Source organism: Acinetobacter sp. NRRL B-65365 (assembly GCF_001605865.1).
Classification (GTDB): domain Bacteria; phylum Pseudomonadota; class Gammaproteobacteria; order Pseudomonadales; family Moraxellaceae; genus Acinetobacter; species Acinetobacter vivianii.
Genome location: NZ_LRPD01000017.1, coordinates 34,731 through 51,910 on the forward strand (window position 1 = coordinate 34,731; position 17,180 = coordinate 51,910).

Consider the following 17,180-nt stretch of genomic DNA (forward strand, 5'->3'; position numbering starts at 1 on the left):
CACTTAAGCTTTTTGCTTTGCTGTAATCAGTTTTTTCATAGCCGTGGGAATACCTTTGGCAATTGCTGTTTCTGGACTCAGCCATACGCCGTTAAGTTCAATACTGAGCTGTTCTTTTTGATCATGTTCCACGTGGAACAGTTGTTCATTCAGTAACCATGTAAAGTGAGTGAAGCTATGGCTAATCTGCAAAGATGATACTTGAGCTTGCAGTTTAAAGTGCTGTTCAATCTGTTGTAATTCGGTTGCTTGCTCAATGATAGGGAGGCAGTACAATCCGCCCCACAGCCCGTGGGCTTCACGTTGTTGCCACAGCCATTCATCACCAGATTGGATCAGTAACACATTGGCTGTTTTGACTGGAACGGGTTTTTTGGCTTTTTTAAAAGGAAGTTGCTGTTCCACACCTTGCTGGTAGGCCTGACAATGCTGTTGCATTGGACAATATAAACACAGTGGTTTTTTCGGGGTACACACCGTTGCGCCTAAATCCATAATTGCTTGTGTGTAATCATGGTTGCGTTGGTGCGGACAAAGCTCTTCTGCGATTTGCCAGAGCGTCCGTTCGTGCTGTGGTTTGGATAGGTCATCTTCGATGGCAAGAAAACGGGCTAAAACACGTTTTACGTTGCCGTCCATAATCACGCCGTATTGGCGTAAGCCCAATGACATCAATGCTCCCGCAGTTGAACGACCAATGCCTGGGAGTTCTATCCACTCTTCTAGTGTTTCTGGGAATTTACCTTTTTGACTGACCATCCCCGCAGCTTTATGCAGGTTACGGGCGCGGGCGTAGTAGCCAAGTCCTGCCCAATAGGGGGCGACATCATCCCAACTGGCTTGTCCCAGACTTTCCACGGTTGGAAAGCGTTCGATAAAACGATCGAAATATTGCAGTACAGTTTTGACTTGGGTCTGTTGCAGCATGATTTCTGAGACCCAAACCTTGTACGGATCATCGGCGATTTGCCAAGGTAAGTCGTGGCGACCATGTTGGTCGTACCAGCGAAGTAGTGCATCAGAAAATGAGAAATCAGACATGAATCAGGTCAGTAAAAAGCAGGGCTGTAGTATAGCGGAAATAGGTCTTTCTGAGCTGTTAAAATTCTGTTGAAACATAAACAGTGTATAGATAGCAAAGTATTTCAAACTTTTATTAAATTTCAGTCGTTATTTGTTTTTGGGGTAGGCGGCATGGATGCCGCCTTTGCACGAGCTTAAATATCAGGATGATGTTGACAGGGATTTACATTTTGAAAAATCATTTACCGATTACTTCAAATGTTTATCTAATAGCTCATACATCGCTTCAAGCCCTTGGCGCTCTGCTTCTGCGTTATAACCTAAATCAACATTGTTGGCTTTGGCACGTTCATCAGCAAGCGGGTTACTAAAACCATGCTTGGCATCTTCAAAAATAATCACGTCGTGGTCGACTTCAGCATCATGCATTTCCTGACGGAAGCTCGCAACATCATCCAAAGTTACCATGCTATCTAGCTCGCCATGCAGAACTAAAATCTCAGCCTTTATCTTGCCTTTTTCAGCCAGTGCTTTTGGACTTAAAACCGCATGGAAGGTTGCAACAGCTTCGATCTGTGCACCTGAGCGCGCTAAATCCAGCACTACTTTTCCGCCATAACAGAAACCAATTGCCGCCAGTTTTTCAGCATTGACTTCTGGTTGGGCAGCCAAGGTTGAGAGACCAGCCTGAGCACGATCAACAATGGTCTCTGGCTGTTCAAAGGTCTGATTCATCCATGCTGAAGCTTGAGGTACAGCCGTTGTAACTTTCTTATCACCATACATATCAATTGCTAGTGCGGCAAAACCATGTTCAGCCAGCTCACGCGCGCGTTGTTCGGTATATTCATTACGGCCCCACCATTCAGGTGCAACAATCACCCCAGCAACGGGTTGATCAGTGACGGGCGTTGCGAAATAACCAATCAGGCGTTGACCATCTGGTGCAGTGTATTCAATTTCACGAGTATTGACTGTAAAGCTCATTCTATAATCCTGATCTGTATTTTTAGAATGCATTGATTAAAGCATAAAAAAAGAAAATTGAAGATATCGTCAAACAACAAATGCTAGCGTCTTGGTCTTACACAGGCATAAAAAAAGAAGAATACGGAGATTCTTCTTTTTTTATTGAGTTAGGTTAAATCCTTAGACTTTACCTCTGGATATGAAACCAACGATAGCTAAGATCACGGCGACAACCAGTAAGATCACAGCGAAATCTTTGGATAAACCCGCAACCCCACCAAAACCTAATAAACTGGCAATGAGTGCGATTACAGCAAAAATAATGGCCCAACGGAACATGTCGTGTCCTCCTAATTTTTCGTTATGAATCTAATATAGCGTGGGTTTTTTGAACAAAATGTGGTGTTTCTGTGGTTCAAATGTTTAATACTTAAAGAAATGTTAAGCTAGAAATGAGATTGAAAAGCAAGACATAGGACAGCAATGCTATAATCAAACACTCGTTTGAAATAGAAACAACTGGTATGTCCCTCAAACTTCGTCCTAACTTCTGGAAACAATATTCGCTTGATCAGCTCAATGAGGCTGAATGGGAAGCATTGTGTGATGGCTGCGGTTTGTGTTGCCTAGTAAAACTGGAAGATGAGGAGACTGGCGAAGTTGCCTATACCAAAGTGTCGTGCAAATTGCTGGACTGTAAAACAGCGCGTTGTTCAGATTATCCTAACCGTCAGCAGCAAGTACCAGATTGCATCCAGCTCACATTAGAGCAGCTCACAACAATCTCATGGTTACCGCCGAGCTGTGCCTATCGTCGTTTGAGTGAAGGCAAGAATTTACCCTCATGGCATTATTTAAATACTGGTTCTCGTCAGAGCGTGATCCGAGCCAAGAAATCTGCCGCAGGACGTTGCATCTCTGAAAGCGAGATTGATGAAGAGCAGATCGAAGACTATATCGTGCGCTGGGTCCGCTAACTGAAAATTTCACCAAATGTTTAAAACATGCTTTGCATAAAACAACATTTTTACAGTATTTTGACTGGCATATCTCCGTAAGATGAGTCTTATAAAGAGGGAGATAAGCAATGAAGAAATTATTGATAACACCTTTGGTTTGTAGCAGTTTTTTATTTTTGTTGGCCTGTGGTCCGAACAATACCAATTCTAAAACCCCTGATCAAAATGCTGAGCAGCAAAGTCCAACCAATACGGCAAAGCAGACCTATCGTACCGAGACGGTGGCTTCATTTGATGAGCCTTGGGCGGTGACCAGTCTGCCTGATCAACGTTTGTTGATTACGGAACGCAAAGGACAATTAAAATTATTTGATCCTCAAACCAAGACCAGCCTGAATGTCTCAGGTGTTCCTTCAGTAAGTTATGGTGGACAGGGCGGACTTGGTGATGTGGTTTTACATCCCGATTTTCAGCATAACCATTGGCTCTATTTGAGTTATGCCAGCAAAGGACAAGGTGGATACGGCGCGGTGATTTCGCGTGCCAAGCTGGATTTATCCAACCCAGAGCAACCCAAATTGACCGATTTAAAAACCATCTGGCAGCAAGTGCCGAAGGTCTCTGGTCAGGGACATTACGGACATCGGATGCTGTTTGGTTCAGATGGAAAGTTATGGGTGAGTTCAGGAGAGCGCCAGAAGTTTGATCCAGCTCAGGATTTAAAAAGTAATCTCGGCAAAGTGTTGCGCTTGAACGATGATGGCACCCCTGGGGATGGCAATCCATTTCAGCAGCAAGGTGGTATCACAGCTGAAATCTGGTCACTGGGTCATCGTAATCCACTCGGCATGGCATTTGATGAGAAAGGGCAGCTCTGGGTGGTCGAAATGGGGCCTAAAGGCGGCGATGAGCTGAATCTGATCCTGAAAGGAGCCAACTACGGCTATCCGAAAGTCTCCAATGGTGATCATTATTCAGGTTTACCGATCCCAGATCACAGCACTCGTCCCGAGTTTAAAGCGCCTGAAATCGACTGGACCCCTGTAATTTCGCCTTCCAGCATGATCATTTACTCAGGTCAGCAGTTCCCTTTATGGCAACATAAGGCGCTCATCGGTGGTTTATCTTCCAAAGCCATTGTGGTGGTGGACTTAAAATCGCAACCTGTGAAAGAGATTCAGCGACTAGATATGAAACAGCGGATTCGTGGTTTACATCAGGCTCAAGATGGTTCGATTTGGGTCATTGAGGATGGTCCGCAAGCCAAATTACTCAAACTAACAGCTTCTTAATTATTAACTTAAAGTGAAATCATCCATGCCAAATTCAAAACGGTTCTCTATACCTGCGAAACAATTATGTGTACTTGCAGGACTTCTGTCTTGCAGTGCACCGCTTTGGGCACAACAGCTCAGCGAGCAGCAAGTAAAAGCTAGTGTTGACCAGCAATTTAAACCACTTTTACAACAATACAAAATCCCGGGAATGGCGGTGGGGATCACTTTAAATGGACAACATTATTTTGTGAATTATGGGGTGGCTTCAAAACAGAGCCAACAGCCGATTCGCAACAATACCTTATTTGAACTTGGCTCAGTGAGTAAGACCTTTAATGCAACTTTAGCAGGCTATGCACAGGCACAAGGACGAATCTCCTTGTCTGACCATCCTGCCAAATATTTCCCTGAACTTAAAAACAGTGCTGTGAATCGTGCCACCTTGTTGAATCTGGGTACTTATACTGCGGGCGGTTTTCCGTTGCAGTTCCCTGATGAGGTGGTTCAGCAACAGGAGATGATCAAGTATTTTCAGGCATGGCAGCCGAAGACAACCATCGGCGCTGCGCGTCAATATTCCAATCCAAGTATTGGCTTGATGGGCTATGTCACTGCCTTGGCAATGAAAAAGCCTTATACCGAATTGTTAGAAAAAACACTTTTTCCTCAGTTAGGTCTCAAACAAAGTTTTATTCAAGTCCCTGAGCAGCAGATGCCGAATTATGCATGGGGCTATAAAGCGGATCAGGCCATGCGGGTATCGCCTGGGATGTTTGATGCTGAAGCTTATGGCGTGAAAAGCAGCAGCGCGGACATGCTGAAATTTCTGGATGCGCAAATCAATCCGCAACAGTTGAAACAACCACTGAGTAAAGGCATCGAAAATACGCATGTGGGTTATTTTAAAGTAGGCGCAATGACACAGAGTTTAGGTTGGGAGCAATATGCTTATCCAACGAAATTGGAAACGCTGTTACAGGGCAACTCCAGCAAAATGGCTTTAGAAAGCCATGCAGTGACACCAGTCGCGCAGCCAAAAATTGCTCCAGCAGCGACCTTCTTTAATAAAACCGGCGCGACCAATGGCTTTGGTGCTTATGCTGCTTTTATCCCGCAACAAAAGATTGGGATCGTGATGTTGGCCAATACCAATTTCCCCAATGAAGAACGGATTAAGGCCAGCTACAACGTGATACAGCAACTGATTCAGCAAAACAGTGCGCGATAGAATGACGCAGTGAGTGCAGATTCAAATTGTAGATTTGTGTCAGACACAATAGACTAGGATAAAACAGCATAAAGCCATTGATGATGTCAGATACGCATATTCCTTTACCTGAACGTTTACGTCCTCGTGATTTGTCAGAAATTATCGGGCAAGATCATTTACTGGGCGAAAATGCACCCTTACGTCAAATGATTGATCAGGGGCATTTGCCTTCGATTATCTTCTGGGGACCACCAGGGGTAGGAAAAACCACGATCGCATTATTACTGGCTCAAGCGGTTGATCGTCCTTTTGTGAGTTTGTCAGCACTGAATACGGGCGTGAAAGAGCTTCGGGAAGTGATTGCTGAAAGCGGTGATCTGTTGACGCCTGTGGTATTTATTGACGAAATACATCGCTTCAATAAGTCGCAGCAAGATGCCTTACTCAATGCCGTTGAGAAAGGCAAAATCACCTTGATCGGCGCAACCACGGAGAATCCGTCCTTTGAGGTGAACAGTGCGTTGCTGTCTCGCTGTCAGGTGTATACCCTGAACAGTCTGGATGCAGATGCCATTCAAACCTTGCTGAATAAAGCGATTCAAACGGATAAGTTTTTAAAAGAACGTTTTATTCATATCGAAGAATATGATGCATTGATTCAATTTGCAGCAGGTGATGCACGCAAGGCACTGAATCTGATTGATCTGATCGCTAGTACCTTTGAGCCTGATGTTGAGAATATGGTCACCAATGCCATTGTCGTTAAAGTTGCGCAGCAAAATATTGCGCGTTACGACAAATCGGGTGAGCAGCATTACGATCTGGTTTCGGCATTTATCAAATCCATTCGTGGTAGTGATCCAGATGCAACGCTGTACTGGATGGCACGTATGCTGAAAGGTGGTGAAGATCCAGTCTTTATCGCACGTCGTATGTTGATTGCTGCATCGGAAGATATTGGTAACTCTAACCCCAATGCCTTATTGCTGGCGGGCGAATGTTTCCGCTCGGTGCAGGCAGTGGGCATGCCAGAAGCACGGATTATTTTGGGTCAATGCGCCGTGTATTTGGCGACCAGTCCGAAAAGTAATAGTACTTATCTGGCGATAAATCGTGCCTTGGAATTGGCAGAAAAAACGGCGAACTTACCTGTTCCTTTACATCTGCGCAATGCACCAACCAAGTTGATGAAACAGCAAGGTTATGGTGTCGATTATCTCTACCCGCATAATTATCCTGAACATTTTGTATTACAGGAATATTTGCCACCTGAATTGCGCGGTACCAAGCTCTATGAGCGCGCCCTGAATAAACGTGAAGTTGAAGGGGAGCGTTTACAACAGCGCCGTTGGCAACAAGATCAGCAACAATAAATCACATTTGCTTCTATAGCGCTGGATATTCAAGGCTTTGAATATCCAGCACTCCATTACATCTATTTCATTTATTCATAAAAACAGATACATCTCTCACATTCTTTTTGGCTTATCGTGGTTTTAAAGAGAACAGCGAGACGACAGATGAGCAGCAGAACAATAAATATTTACGGCGCGCGACAAAATAATCTTAAAAATATTTCATTGAAAATTCCCAAAAACAAAATCGTTGTATTCACGGGCGTTTCAGGTTCAGGTAAATCTTCACTGGTATTTGAAACGATTGGTGCCGAAGCGCAACGACAAATCAATGAAACACAGGATAGTTTTGTGCGTAACCGTTTACAGCATTTTGGTGTGGCGGATGTCGATAAAATTGAAAATCTGAATGTTCCCGTGATCATCAATCAGAAGCCTTTGACTGGAAATATCCGCTCAACTATCGCGACCATTACCGATATATATGCCAATTTAAGGTTGTTGTTTTCACGCATGGGTAAGCCTTTTGTCGGGTACTCTCATGTTTTTTCATTTAATCATCCCAATGGCATGTGTCCACAATGTGATGGGATTGGTCTGGAACAGACCATTGATATCTATAAAATTCTGGATCTAGAGAAATCTCTAAATGAAGGGCCGATCGACTTTCCGACTTATCAGCCGCATGCTTGGCGTTGGACCCGTTATGCCGACTCGGGCTATTTTGATCTGGATAAAAAGCTTAAGGATTATGATGCGGAAGAGTGGGAGCTTTTCTTAAATGCAGCGCAGCATAAACCACACCATCCTCGCAAAGACTGGAGAAAAACCGCGTTATATGAAGGCCTGATTCCTCGTTTTGAGCGAAATTTCTTAAAAGGTGAAGCACAAGAGCGCAACCGTTATCGCCATATTCTGGACAAGATTATTACTGTCGAAAAATGTAGTCTTTGTCAGGGGCAGCGTCTGAATCAGACTTCGCTGAGCTGCAAGATTCAAGGGAAAAATATCTCGGACTGTACTGCATTGTCGGTGGCTAAATTGCTGAGCTTTATCGAATCGATCGAGAATGAAAAGCTGGAGACGGTATTACATGAAATTCGTAATAAACTTCATTATTTAAATCTGGTTGGACTCAGTTATCTGACATTGGATCGCGTGAGCAATACCTTATCGGGTGGGGAGTCACAACGTATAAAAATGGTCAAACATTTGGGCAATAGTCTGGTCGATCTGCTTTATATTTTCGATGAGCCCAGCATTGGACTTCACCCCAAAGACTTGGAAAATATCATCCAGATCATTCAAAAAATTAAGGATAAGGGCAATAGCGTGCTGTTGGTGGAACATGATCCAGACCTGATCAGGATTGCGGATCATGTGATTGATATGGGGCCTTTATCTGGACAAAAGGGCGGCGAAGTCATTTATCAGGGTAGTTTTGCGGATCTTAAAAGCTCCTCTGGTTTAACAGGGCAGTTTTTCCAGCGCCCCAATCAATATAAACAGGTGGCACGAAGCAGTCTGGAAAAAATGACCATAAAAAATGCGCGGCTCTTTAACCTGAAGAATATTAGTGTTGATATTCCCAAGAATTGTCTGTCCGTGGTAACAGGTGTTGCTGGCTCAGGTAAAAGTACGCTGATGAGTAAAGTCTTACCGCAGCAATACCCCGAAGTGAAAATTATTGATCAATCTGCCATTACTGCAACGATCCGATCAAATCTACTCACTTATCTGGACTTGCTAGATAGCATTCGCCAGTTATATGCGCAACAGAATAAGGTCAGTGCGAAACTGTTTAGTTTTAACAGTGAAGGGGCGTGTCCGCAGTGTAAAGGTTCAGGTATTGAGAAAATTGAGCTGGCCTTTCTGGATGATGTCGAAATGGTCTGTGAGGTTTGTCATGGTTCAGGCTATGCAGAACAGGTACTCAACTATCTTTATAATGATAAGAATATTGCCGATGCTTTAAAAATGACGGTTGCAGAAGCTTATGATTTTTTTGAAGTACCTAAATTGAAGCAACAATTCAAGACCCTGATTGATTTAGGTCTAGACTATATTGCCATTGGTCAACGCCTGAATAGCTTTTCTGGGGGAGAACGACAACGCCTGAAACTCAGCCGTGAGCTTGATCAGACCAATAATATTTTCGTGCTGGATGAGCCAAGCTCAGGCTTGCATCCGTCTGATACGGTTAAACTGATCCAGCTACTCAATACCATCGTTGATCAGGGAAATACCGTCATTGTGATTGAGCATAATCTGGAAATCATGACACAGGCAGACTGGATTGTTGATATTGGACCATTGGCGGGTGAACAGGGCGGAGAACTGATGTTTGCAGGGCCAGTGAGCCAGTTATTAGAAAATAAGGAGTCTTATACCGCGCATTATTTAAGAGATTATTTAAATCGTTAATATCAAAAGAGGGTACGGCGTATCAGAAAGTCTGAGTCATGTCATGACTTGGTATCGAGCATGTTATTTTTGTAAGTGACCCCTAGACACTCTGGATAAAAGGTCGCATCATCCCCGCTTATCAAGGATGATAAAGCTCCACCATGACCACAAATAAAATTAATGCAGCGGAAAGTATCCGAGGCTTGGCATGTCTCGCCGTTGTGTTGTCACATTTATCGTTAACTTTCTTTCCCCAAATGCATAATTTTGGCTGGAGTAGCGTGCCTCAATATGAGGTTTTTGCACAATTACATCATTCTCCATTGGCCTTCTTTTATTCGGGCACGGGTGCAGTTTTTGTCTTCTTCGTTTTAAGTGGTTTTGTCCTGACACTATCCAGTTTTAAAAAACAAAATACCGCCACACAGCTGAAAAAATCATTGATTAAACGCTATCCACGTTTGGCCATTCCCGCGTTTGTCTCTTGTATTGTGGCCTATCTGGTATATTTTGTGCCCGTTGATGTCTCGCATGTTTCAGAATGGGGGGCTGCTTTGGCCAATCCTCATCCTCAACTGAAGACGGCACTCTATGAGGGAAGCATTGGTGCATTTCTGTTTGGAGATTCAAGCTATAACTGGGTTCTGTGGACCATGCAAATTGAATTGCTTGGCTCATTGGTGATTTATCTGGCAAGTTATCTATATAGTAAATTGCCCATTTTATCTGCTCTCTTTTTGCTGTTAAGCGTTGCTGCGGCTTATATGATTTCGCAGACCGTATTACTTGGCATTCTCAGCTTTATATTGGGAATGGGGCTATTTCTGTATGCGGTAGAGCTAGGGACGGCTGTTTCTATACTCTTGTTCTTGTTCGGTCTCTATTTTTGTGGGGCACACAATAGCAGTTCGAGTTATCAGTTTTTTACGTCATTTCTGGGCGAACAAACTTACGATTATCTGAATTTTCTTGGTGGCTTTCTGGTTGTTTATGCTGTGTTAAAAGGCAAATGGCTGGCCCAGTTTTTTGATCGACGTATCTTGGTGTTTCTGGGTAAAGTATCTTTTTCAATTTATCTGATTCACTTGGCAATACTTTATGCCTTGGGTATTCCATTCTTCAATCTTTTGCATGTGCAGCTGGCGTTCTCTTATTTCAATGCAGGACTGCTGGCGAGCCTGTTTACGATGGTGGTCAGTATCGTTTTGGCGCAGTTTTATAGCCGTTATATTGACGATGCTGCAATCAAGGTATCGAATAAACTGGCTAAATTATTTTAGTCTTTAGGATGAGATCAGATTCTGCGCTGTAGTCTTTAAAAAATTGAACAAACATTACAAAAATAATCAGTGAATGCTTTCTATTCGGCACAGAATCAGTTTTAATCAGAAAAGGCATAATAAAAATATGGGTTTAAAAATATGAACCGTAACCATCTGCATCAATTTGCATGGGTCACTTCCTTTTCAATTGTTCTATCAGGCTGTGCAACTTCATCCATACCCGTCAGTTCCAGCGAAAAACTATTTTATGGCGGCCCCATTTTAACCATGAGTGGTGATACGCCAGAATATGCCGAGGCCTTGCTGGTCAAGGATGGCACCATCCGTTTTGTGGGCAGTAAACAGCAGGCGGAACAACTGGCTGATAAAACCGTTCAAACAATTGACCTGAAAAACAAAATCTTGCTGCCAAGTTTTATCGATGCCCATAGCCATGTGAATATGGTGGGTTTTCACCAGATGGTCGCCAATCTATATCCGCAACCAGATGGGCAGGTTTCGGATATTCAATCATTGGTCAATGTGCTGAATACATGGAAAAAGCAGCATCCAGATGTGATTCAGACCATGGGCGGCTGGATATTGGGCAATGGCTATGATGATGCACAACTCAATGAAAAAAGACACCCCACCGCAACCGATCTAGATCGCGTCTCAACAGATCAGCCTGTGATGATTTTGCATCAATCTGGACATCTGGCTTCGGTTAATCATAAAGCACTCGAATTGCTAAAAATCGATCAGAATACGCCGAATCCTGCTGGTGGCGTGATTCGCCGTGAAGCCGATTCCAACGTACCGAATGGTGTCCTTGAGGAGTCGGCACTGTTTACTGCAATCGGTTCGATTTTTAAAGATGTACCGCCCGCTGTCATGTTCCAGATTGCACAGAAAGGCATTGATGCTTACGTGAAAAATGGCTTCACTACGGTACAGGAAGGTCGGGCAGATCAGGGCACGACTGAGATGTGGCGGAGCTTGGGCCAACAAAATCAGTTGCCGATTGATATGGTGTCTTATCCAGATATCACCACCAGCAAGGACTATATGCTCAAATACGGTAGCAGTCGTCAATATGATCACCATTTCCGTATTGGTGGGGTTAAAATCAGTCTGGATGGCTCACCTCAGGGCAAGACTGCCTGGCTGACACAACCGTATCTGGTGCCGCCTGAAGGCAAGGATAAAACCTACAAAGGCTATGCGGCGATCAGCAATGATCAAGAGGTGAAGAATTATATCAATTTAGCCTTCAAACAAGGCTGGCAAGTGCTTGCACATGCCAATGGTGATGCGGCAATTGATCAGTTTATTGCTGCGGTAAAAGACGCGACTCAAAAGCAGGGTCAAGCAGATCGTCGAAGTGTGCTGATTCATTCACAAACGATTCGTGATGATCAACTGGATCAACTCAAGGCACTGGATATTATTCCTTCCTTCTTCTCGCTGCATACTTTTTATTGGGGTGACTGGCATCGTCAACAGACACTGGGTGAGCAGCGTGCAGCACGTATTTCTCCTACAGCAACGGCGTTAAAGAAACATCTGATCTTTACCGAACATCATGATGCGCCTGTGGTACCGCCAAGTAGTATGATGATGCTTGATGCGACTGTGAATCGAACCACCCGTAGTAATTATGTCTTAGGTGAAAATGAACGGGTAAGTCCTTATCTGGCGTTAAAGTCGATGACGGACTGGGCTGCCTATCAATATTTTGAAGATCAACAGAAGGGAACTTTAGCTCAAGGCAAACTGGCAGATCTAGTGATTCTGGATCGGAACCCGCTGACTATACCAAGCCGTGAGATTAAAAAGATCAAGGTGGTGGCGACCTATAAAGAAGGTAAGCTCATTTATCAGGATTCAAAAAATTAAAATTATAAAAAAACCGAGCCATTTAGCTCGGTTTTTTTTATGCGATCTAAGCTGAGCTTAGATATCGTCTAGGTTAATGCCTAAACGTGCCGCAACTTCTTCATAGGCTTCAACCACACCACCTAAACCTTGGCGGAAACGGTCTTTATCAAGTTTTTTCTTGGTGTCTTTGTCCCATAAACGGCAACCGTCTGGAGAGAACTCATCACCTAGGACGATACGGTCATGGAATACACCAAATTCAAGTTTGAAATCTACCAGAATCATATTACCAGCGTCGAATAATGCTTTAAGCACATCATTTACTTGGTAAGTGAGTTCTTTCATTTTTTCAAGCTGTTCAGCAGTCGCCCAACCTAAAGCAATCGCTTGAGATTCATTCACCATTGGGTCGCCAAGAGCATCATCTTTAAAGAATAATTCAAATGTTGGCGGTGTTAACTCTTTGCCTTCTTCAACGCCTAAACGACGGCAAAGTGAACCAGCAGCATAGTTACGAATGACACATTCAACAGGAATCATCTGAAGTTTTTTTACGAGAACTTCAGTTGGAGAAAGCAATTTTTCAAAATGGGTTTCGATGCCTGCTTCAGCCAGTTTATCCATGATGAAGGCGTTAAAACGGTTGTTGACCTTGCCCTTACGATCGAGTTGCTCGATTTTTTCGCCATTGAATGCCGAGGCATCATCGCGAAAGACTAAAATCAGGTGATCAGCGTTATCTGTTTCATATACAGATTTTGCTTTACCAGTATAGAGCAAGGTTTGTTTTAACATGAGGGAACCTTTTGAAAAAAATGCCTAGTAAACGACTAGGCTGGCCAGTTTTGGTAAATCTGGGCTAATACTTCCGTTGCAACCGCAGGGTCTGCAAAGGTTGTATCAAGTTTAAACAGTGCAATGGTATTGCTTGAGCCAACAGCGGTAAGCTTCAGTAGGTAGTTTTGCTCACCTACTTTAATGGTTGCTTCATAGCCATGATCTGCCTGAGAGATGACTTTATAGTTGAGGCTGCTGACGGTCGCAAAAGCATATTGCCAAGCAGTTGCAGTCGGGCCATCCACTTTAAGCAATGGGTTCTTATTCCCATCCATCACCAGTTGTGGACGACCTAAGCTGGTTGCTGTTGCTTCAGTTGTCGTGGTTGCAGTTTGCGCTGACTCTGGGCGAGGTAACGCATAACGTTTGCCCGTCTTGTTCTCAAATGTTGGTGCATGTTGAATCGCAAGCGGGTCAACCGTTGGTGCTGGATACAATGGCGTAAATGGTCTTACCGTTGCATTCTCAGGGAACTTGAGTGGTTCAAGCGCTTGCGCTTTTTTATAATCTAAAGAATGATTATTGAGGGCAAAACGACCACAACCAGCCAAACTTAAAGCTGAAATGACTAGGACAACACCAAGACGTAATTGCATCATAAATTGCTCGTATTAAATAATTCCCGCAGTTTTTAAATCTGTGCGGAGAGGTTCACGATATTGTTCTGCTAGAGCGGTTAATGGCAGGCGTAAACCTGTACTGATATATCCCATCTCATGCAACGCCCATTTCACAGGAATTGGGTTTGATTCGCAAAACAAAATATTGTGTAGATTTGCAATTTGCTGATTCAGACTTTGAGCCTTTGCTTGATCGCCTGCTAATGCAGCTTCACAAACTTCGCTCATTTGTTTTGGTGCAACATTGGCAGTAACCGAAATATTACCTTTCGCACCACGCAAGATCAGTTCCCAGGCAGTTTCATCATCACCTGAATATACTGCGATTTTACCTTTTAAACCTTCGATGAGGGCTTGACCACGTGGTACATCGCCAGTTGCATCTTTAATCCCAACAATGTTTTTAATTTCAGCAAGACGAATGACGGTTTCGTTTTGCATGTCTACACCAGTACGACCTGGAACATTATAAAGAATTTGTGGAATATCAACTGCTTCAGCAATCGCCTTGTAGTGTTGATATAAGCCTTCTTGTGTTGGTTTATTATAATATGGCGTAACGAGCAGGGCTGCATCTGCACCGAGTTCTTTTGCTGCTTTGGTCAGCTCAATTGCTTCGCGTGTTGAATTTGCACCTGTACCCGCAATAATTGGGATGCGTTTATTGGCTACACGGATCACTTCTTTGATGACTTGTGTATGTTCTTCCATGCTTAATGTTGAGGCTTCGCCCGTTGTGCCAACAGCAACAATACTATGTGTACCTTGTTGGATGTGCCACTCAACGAGCTTCTCCAGGCTCTTCCAATCTACGCGACCATCTTCAAACATAGGGGTGACGAGTGCGACAATTGAGCCTTGAATATTCTGTGCTAGCTGAGTCATTTTAAAAAACTATCCTATTTTTCCCATCCGAGATTGAATTAGTTGAAACGAAATATTGGATGGTTGCAGTATTTTGATTCGTCGTCCAATAATGAATTCGATTGAATGACAATTATGCAAATTATGACTGATCAGCGACATAAGAACAATATGCTTTAGTCAAACAGCCGAAAACTTTAATTCAACTTTTACCTGAATAATTTTCATGTCAAGAAAAGTTCAGGTGGAAGTAGCCAGACGATAGAGAGCAGCGTATGTTAGAAAGGAGCGAGCAATCCAGAATGAAACACAATATGCATACACTTGCGAAACACAGCGCACTCATTGTTGTTGACGTACAAAACGGTTTTACCCCAGGTGGAAACTTGGCAGTCACTGATGCAGATCAGATTATTCCACTCATCAATCAACTGGCTCGACAGTTTGAAATGGTGGTGCTTACCCAAGACTGGCATCCAGAACAACATATTTCCTTTGCCGATAATCATCAGAATAAAGCGCCTTTTGAAACTATTGAGCTGCCTTATGGAACCCAAGTATTGTGGCCTAAGCATTGCGTGCAGGGGACACAGGATGCCGAGTTTCATCCAGCTCTTGATATTCCAACAGCCCAATTGATTATCCGTAAGGGTTTTCACCCCGATATCGATAGTTATTCTGCTTTTATGGAAGCAGATCGCAAAACTCCGACAGGTTTGAGGGGCTATCTGACAGAACATCAAATTGATACGGTTTATATCGTGGGGATAGCCACAGATTTTTGTGTGGCATGGACTGCCTTGGATGCGGCACAAATGGGATTTAAAACCTATGTTATCGAAGATGCGTGCAAAGCAATTGATTTAAATGGGTCATTGCAAAGTGCATGGCAAAGTATGCAGGCAGAGGGTATTCAACGCATTCAGTCGAGTGCAATTTTGCCATAAGCTTGAGCTGCCTGAGCGAAAGGCGTTAAACTTTGAAAACTGATGAATCCACATCAGTCAAACCGTGACTTAAAGCAGAATTGAGCGTTTTATGACAGTCGAACTTGATGATTTTGATCAGAAAATTATCCATCATTTACAAATGAATGGACGTTTGGCCAATCAGGAACTCGCTGAATTGGTGGGTTTGTCGACTTCCCAATGTTCACGCCGTCGAGTGAACCTCGAACAGAAGAAAATCATCACCGGCTATTATGCACAAATTGCGCTGAGTGCTGATCCCGCGCCGATCATGGGCATTATTGAAGTGAAATTACAGAATTATCATGATGCCACGCATGATCGTTTTGTTGAGTTCCTTCTCAATGAACCAGCGGTTAAGGATATTCACAAACTGACGGGGAGCTATGATTTTGCCTTGAAAGTTGCGGTTAAAAATCTTGATGAAATGGTCAAGTTGATTGGTATCCTTTCTTCCCAGACTTTTGGTGTTAGCAACCTGAATACCTCGATTGTTTTGGAAAAACTCAAAGAAAATGGAATCGCGATTAAATAAAAATAGCTGATTTTTAATGAAAGATGGATCAGAAAGCTATGACTGACTGAAAATGAGCTGTTTATATTAAATGGCTTATTTTGAATATAAATTGCATTTATGGCAAAAATATAAGAATAAATTGCGTATTTCCAATAATAATGATCAAATATGCCGCCTTTTATTTGGAAGGCATCTCTCCCTTCTGCTGTTCTGTGATTGAGTTTTACCCTTATGAATACCGAGCAAAATGTATCTCTGGTCAGTCCAGTCGTGCCTATAATTGACCAACATTCCAAAGTTGAAGATGCATTGGCGCTGTTGACGGGTACATTTATCCTTTCTTTTGCCATGACCTTATTGCAACAAGCGGGCATTATGACGGGAGGAACAGCAGGTCTGTCTTTACTCCTCCACTATATTACCGACATTAAATTTGGTGTTTTATTCTTCTTCATCAATATTCCATTTTATTATTTTGCCTATAAAAAAATGGGGATGGCCTTGGTGGTTAAAACCTTTATTGCGGTTGCTTTACTGGCAGGTTTTTCTGCAATCATTCCCCAGTTTTTTCATCTTTCTGACGTCAATCCGATTTATGCAGCCATTTTTGCCAATGTCTTGATGGGTGTCAGCTTCCTGATTTTATTTAGACATCGTTCAAGTCTAGGCGGGATCAATTTGCTTGCATTGTATTTACAGGAACGCTTCGATATCCCGGCAGGTAAAGTGCAGTTGGGCATTGATATGGCAATCTTGCTTACGTCATTGTTGTTTGTAGACTGGAAGTTGATTCTGGTTTCAATTATGGGTGTCATTATTTTAAATTCGATTATTCTTCTGAATCATAAAACCACACGCTATATTGCGTAAATCTGTTCTGTTTTATTCTTAATGTTTGAAAAATAAAGATAATTAAGAGGACCTGCTGTAGTTAGTTATTTGAAAATCGTGTTGCTGTAAATTATAAGAGATTTATAGCAATACAATTTATTTATTACATCAAAAATTATTTTAAATACAAATCTTTAGCAT

Annotated in this window: 16 protein-coding genes; 10 read left to right on the forward strand and 6 right to left on the reverse strand. The window is 42.9% G+C overall.

Annotated features, from left to right (window positions below; genetic code table 11):
• Window positions 1-3: 3 nt before the first annotated feature.
• From mutY to AWW72_RS19145, 3 genes are all read right to left on the reverse strand, one after another.
• Window positions 4-1,041: an A/G-specific adenine glycosylase gene (gene mutY, locus AWW72_RS08765; RefSeq protein ID WP_062847087.1), complete on the reverse strand. Its 1,038-nt coding sequence runs from the start codon at window positions 1,039-1,041 to the stop codon at window positions 4-6.
• Window positions 1,042-1,272: 231 nt separating this feature from the next.
• Window positions 1,273-2,010, reverse strand: coding sequence for a dienelactone hydrolase family protein (locus AWW72_RS08770; protein ID WP_062847088.1), 738 nt, complete (start codon window positions 2,008-2,010; stop codon window positions 1,273-1,275).
• Window positions 2,011-2,172: 162 nt separating this feature from the next.
• Window positions 2,173-2,331, reverse strand: coding sequence for a DUF1328 domain-containing protein (locus tag AWW72_RS19145; RefSeq protein WP_004776391.1), 159 nt, complete (start codon window positions 2,329-2,331; stop codon window positions 2,173-2,175).
• 185 nt (window positions 2,332-2,516) lie between these two features.
• Here AWW72_RS19145 and AWW72_RS08775 point away from each other — a divergent pair, with 185 nt between their 5' ends.
• The 7 genes from AWW72_RS08775 to AWW72_RS08805 all read left to right on the forward strand — a co-directional run bounded on the left by AWW72_RS08775 (window position 2,517) and on the right by AWW72_RS08805 (window position 12,360).
• The gene (locus AWW72_RS08775) at window positions 2,517-2,969 is read left to right on the forward strand and encodes a YcgN family cysteine cluster protein (RefSeq protein WP_062847089.1); all 453 of its coding nucleotides are present in this window, start codon (window positions 2,517-2,519) and stop codon (window positions 2,967-2,969) included.
• Between the two features lie 110 nt (window positions 2,970-3,079).
• Window positions 3,080-4,243 (forward strand): PQQ-dependent sugar dehydrogenase, encoded by a 1,164-nt coding sequence (locus AWW72_RS08780; RefSeq protein ID WP_062847090.1) that lies wholly within the window; start codon window positions 3,080-3,082, stop codon window positions 4,241-4,243.
• 25 nt (window positions 4,244-4,268) lie between these two features.
• Complete coding sequence (gene ampC / locus AWW72_RS08785; RefSeq protein WP_062847091.1) at window positions 4,269-5,456, forward strand: class C beta-lactamase; 1,188 nt, start codon at window positions 4,269-4,271, stop codon at window positions 5,454-5,456.
• Between the two features lie 83 nt (window positions 5,457-5,539).
• Entirely contained in the window at window positions 5,540-6,811 is a 1,272-nt protein-coding gene (locus AWW72_RS08790) for a replication-associated recombination protein A (RefSeq protein WP_123774000.1), read from the forward strand.
• Window positions 6,812-6,958: 147 nt separating this feature from the next.
• Entirely contained in the window at window positions 6,959-9,217 is a 2,259-nt protein-coding gene (locus AWW72_RS08795) for an ATP-binding cassette domain-containing protein (RefSeq protein ID WP_062847092.1), read from the forward strand.
• Between the two features lie 143 nt (window positions 9,218-9,360).
• Window positions 9,361-10,479 (forward strand): acyltransferase family protein, encoded by a 1,119-nt coding sequence (locus tag AWW72_RS08800; RefSeq protein ID WP_062847093.1) that lies wholly within the window; start codon window positions 9,361-9,363, stop codon window positions 10,477-10,479.
• Window positions 10,480-10,620: 141 nt separating this feature from the next.
• On the forward strand, window positions 10,621-12,360 hold the full coding sequence (locus tag AWW72_RS08805; protein ID WP_062847094.1) for an amidohydrolase: 1,740 nt from the start codon (window positions 10,621-10,623) through the stop codon (window positions 12,358-12,360).
• Window positions 12,361-12,417: 57 nt separating this feature from the next.
• Here AWW72_RS08805 and purC read toward each other — a convergent pair whose 3' ends face one another.
• Genes purC through dapA form a run of 3 tightly spaced genes read right to left on the reverse strand, consistent with a single transcriptional unit; the run spans window position 12,418 to window position 14,684 of the window.
• Window positions 12,418-13,137 (reverse strand): phosphoribosylaminoimidazolesuccinocarboxamide synthase, encoded by a 720-nt coding sequence (gene purC, locus AWW72_RS08810; protein WP_005260273.1) that lies wholly within the window; start codon window positions 13,135-13,137, stop codon window positions 12,418-12,420.
• A gap of 35 nt (window positions 13,138-13,172) precedes the next feature.
• Window positions 13,173-13,775: a hypothetical protein gene (locus AWW72_RS08815; RefSeq protein WP_062847095.1), complete on the reverse strand. Its 603-nt coding sequence runs from the start codon at window positions 13,773-13,775 to the stop codon at window positions 13,173-13,175.
• Between the two features lie 15 nt (window positions 13,776-13,790).
• Window positions 13,791-14,684 (reverse strand): 4-hydroxy-tetrahydrodipicolinate synthase, encoded by an 894-nt coding sequence (gene dapA, locus AWW72_RS08820; protein WP_005260271.1) that lies wholly within the window; start codon window positions 14,682-14,684, stop codon window positions 13,791-13,793.
• Between the two features lie 293 nt (window positions 14,685-14,977).
• Between dapA and pncA the strand changes: the two genes are divergently transcribed.
• The 3 genes from pncA to AWW72_RS08835 all read left to right on the forward strand — a co-directional run bounded on the left by pncA (window position 14,978) and on the right by AWW72_RS08835 (window position 17,018).
• Window positions 14,978-15,610 (forward strand): bifunctional nicotinamidase/pyrazinamidase, encoded by a 633-nt coding sequence (gene pncA, locus AWW72_RS08825; protein ID WP_062847096.1) that lies wholly within the window; start codon window positions 14,978-14,980, stop codon window positions 15,608-15,610.
• A gap of 91 nt (window positions 15,611-15,701) precedes the next feature.
• Entirely contained in the window at window positions 15,702-16,166 is a 465-nt protein-coding gene (locus AWW72_RS08830) for an Lrp/AsnC family transcriptional regulator (protein WP_004776369.1), read from the forward strand.
• Window positions 16,167-16,379: 213 nt separating this feature from the next.
• Window positions 16,380-17,018: a YitT family protein gene (locus AWW72_RS08835; RefSeq protein WP_004776366.1), complete on the forward strand. Its 639-nt coding sequence runs from the start codon at window positions 16,380-16,382 to the stop codon at window positions 17,016-17,018.
• Window positions 17,019-17,180 lie beyond the last annotated feature (162 nt).

Bases quoted from the DNA above. Each gene is read 5' to 3' on its own strand.
- mutY (WP_062847087.1), bottom strand. From the start codon at position 1,041: ATGTCTGATTTCTCATTTTCTGATGCACTACTTCGCTGGTACGACCAA.
- AWW72_RS08770 (WP_062847088.1), bottom strand. From the start codon at position 2,010: ATGAGCTTTACAGTCAATACTCGTGAAATTGAATACACTGCACCAGAT.
- AWW72_RS19145 (WP_004776391.1), bottom strand. From the start codon at position 2,331: ATGTTCCGTTGGGCCATTATTTTTGCTGTAATCGCACTCATTGCCAGT.
- AWW72_RS08775 (WP_062847089.1), top strand. From the start codon at position 2,517: ATGTCCCTCAAACTTCGTCCTAACTTCTGGAAACAATATTCGCTTGAT.
- AWW72_RS08780 (WP_062847090.1), top strand. From the start codon at position 3,080: ATGAAGAAATTATTGATAACACCTTTGGTTTGTAGCAGTTTTTTATTT.
- ampC (WP_062847091.1), top strand. From the start codon at position 4,269: ATGCCAAATTCAAAACGGTTCTCTATACCTGCGAAACAATTATGTGTA.
- AWW72_RS08790 (WP_123774000.1), top strand. From the start codon at position 5,540: ATGTCAGATACGCATATTCCTTTACCTGAACGTTTACGTCCTCGTGAT.
- AWW72_RS08795 (WP_062847092.1), top strand. From the start codon at position 6,959: ATGAGCAGCAGAACAATAAATATTTACGGCGCGCGACAAAATAATCTT.
- AWW72_RS08800 (WP_062847093.1), top strand. From the start codon at position 9,361: ATGACCACAAATAAAATTAATGCAGCGGAAAGTATCCGAGGCTTGGCA.
- AWW72_RS08805 (WP_062847094.1), top strand. From the start codon at position 10,621: ATGAACCGTAACCATCTGCATCAATTTGCATGGGTCACTTCCTTTTCA.
- purC (WP_005260273.1), bottom strand. From the start codon at position 13,137: ATGTTAAAACAAACCTTGCTCTATACTGGTAAAGCAAAATCTGTATAT.
- AWW72_RS08815 (WP_062847095.1), bottom strand. From the start codon at position 13,775: ATGCAATTACGTCTTGGTGTTGTCCTAGTCATTTCAGCTTTAAGTTTG.
- dapA (WP_005260271.1), bottom strand. From the start codon at position 14,684: ATGACTCAGCTAGCACAGAATATTCAAGGCTCAATTGTCGCACTCGTC.
- pncA (WP_062847096.1), top strand. From the start codon at position 14,978: ATGCATACACTTGCGAAACACAGCGCACTCATTGTTGTTGACGTACAA.
- AWW72_RS08830 (WP_004776369.1), top strand. From the start codon at position 15,702: ATGACAGTCGAACTTGATGATTTTGATCAGAAAATTATCCATCATTTA.
- AWW72_RS08835 (WP_004776366.1), top strand. From the start codon at position 16,380: ATGAATACCGAGCAAAATGTATCTCTGGTCAGTCCAGTCGTGCCTATA.